The following is a 1,248-nucleotide window of genomic DNA, read 5'->3' on the forward strand; positions in this document are numbered from 1 at the left end:
GGGGCTGACGGTGGGCACGGCCTGCGGCCTTTGCCCACCCTACGGGCGTGTTGCCGGCCACGGGTGGCGTATCCGGGTGCTACAATCACGGGCTTCGCCGGGCCGAGGCCCCGGCTCCGGACCCGAACCCCAAGGATGCCCCCATGGACACGATCAAGACCCTCGAAGGGCGTTTCACCGGCGCGGACGAGGCCCGCTACGGCATCGTACTGGCCCGCTTCAACAGCCTGATCGTCGAACGCCTGCTGGAAGGGGCCGTCGACACCCTGCGCCGCCATGGCGTCGCCGACGGCAACATGACCATCGCCCGGGTGCCGGGGGCCTACGAGCTGCCGCTGGCCGCCCAGTCGATGGCGCGCTCCGGCCAGTTCGACGCGGTGATCGCGCTCGGCTGCGTGATCCGCGGTGCCACGCCCCACTTCGACTACGTCGCCGGCGAGGCGGCCAAGGGGCTCGCGATGGTCTCTCTCGCCGAGAGCCTGCCGGTGAGCTTCGGCGTGCTGACGACCGATTCCATCGAGCAGGCGATCGAGCGCGCCGGGACCAAGGCGGGCAACAAGGGCGTGGATGCCGCGATGAGCGCGATCGAGATGGTCAGTTTCATGGGCCAGATGAAGCCCGCGGGCTGACGGATTGGCCGCGTTGAGCCGACAGGAACAGCACAGGCAGATTCACGCCCGCCAGGCCGCGCGCCGCCGGGCGATGCAGGCGCTGTATTCCTGGCAGCTGACCGGCGACCATCCGAAGAACATTCTGGCCTCCTTTCGCGAGGATGAGGAGCACGCGAACGCGGACGCGGAGTACTTCCGGGAGATCCTGATGGGCGTGACCTCGAAGGCCGCCGCACTCGACGAGACCCTCGCCCCGGTGGTCGGGCGCCCGCTGCAGCAGCTCGATCCAATCGAGCACGCGCTGCTCTGGGTTGGGACGTGGGAACTCTCCGAACGCCTCGAGGTGCCGTACCGCGTGGTGATCAACGAGGCGGTCGGAATGGCGAAGAAGTACGGGGCCGAGCAGTCGCACCGGTTCATCAACGGCGTGCTCGACACCCTGGCCCGCCAGCTGCGCAGCGCGGAGCGCGCCGCGCCCCGGCGCACCTCCGGCTGAGCCGTGCAGCGCAACCCCGGCCGACAAGCTGCATCCCGGACCTCCACGTTTCCGCCACCCCAATCCATGATAGCCACCCCCGTGGAAGCGGCCTCCGTGGGAGCGGCCTCCGTGGGAGCGGCCTCCGTGGGAGCGGCCTCC

At 70.0% G+C, this 1,248-nt stretch carries 2 protein-coding genes; both read left to right on the forward strand.

From position 1 onward, the window contains the following. Positions 1 to 143 precede the first annotated feature (143 nt). The gene (gene ribE / locus ACESMN_RS13605; RefSeq protein WP_373054148.1) at positions 144 to 629 is read left to right on the forward strand and encodes a 6,7-dimethyl-8-ribityllumazine synthase; all 486 of its coding nucleotides are present in this window, start codon (positions 144 to 146) and stop codon (positions 627 to 629) included. A 4-nt stretch (positions 630 to 633) separates the two neighbouring features. Then, on the forward strand, positions 634 to 1,107 hold the full coding sequence (gene nusB / locus ACESMN_RS13610; protein ID WP_373054149.1) for a transcription antitermination factor NusB: 474 nt from the start codon (positions 634 to 636) through the stop codon (positions 1,105 to 1,107). The last annotated feature ends 141 nt before the right edge of the window (positions 1,108 to 1,248 follow it).

Source organism: Thioalkalivibrio sp. (genome assembly GCF_041690275.1).
In the GTDB taxonomy this organism is placed as follows: Bacteria; Pseudomonadota; Gammaproteobacteria; order Ectothiorhodospirales; family Ectothiorhodospiraceae; genus Thioalkalivibrio.

Bases quoted from the DNA above. Each gene is read 5' to 3' on its own strand.
- ribE (WP_373054148.1), top strand. From the start codon at position 144: ATGGACACGATCAAGACCCTCGAAGGGCGTTTCACCGGCGCGGACGAG.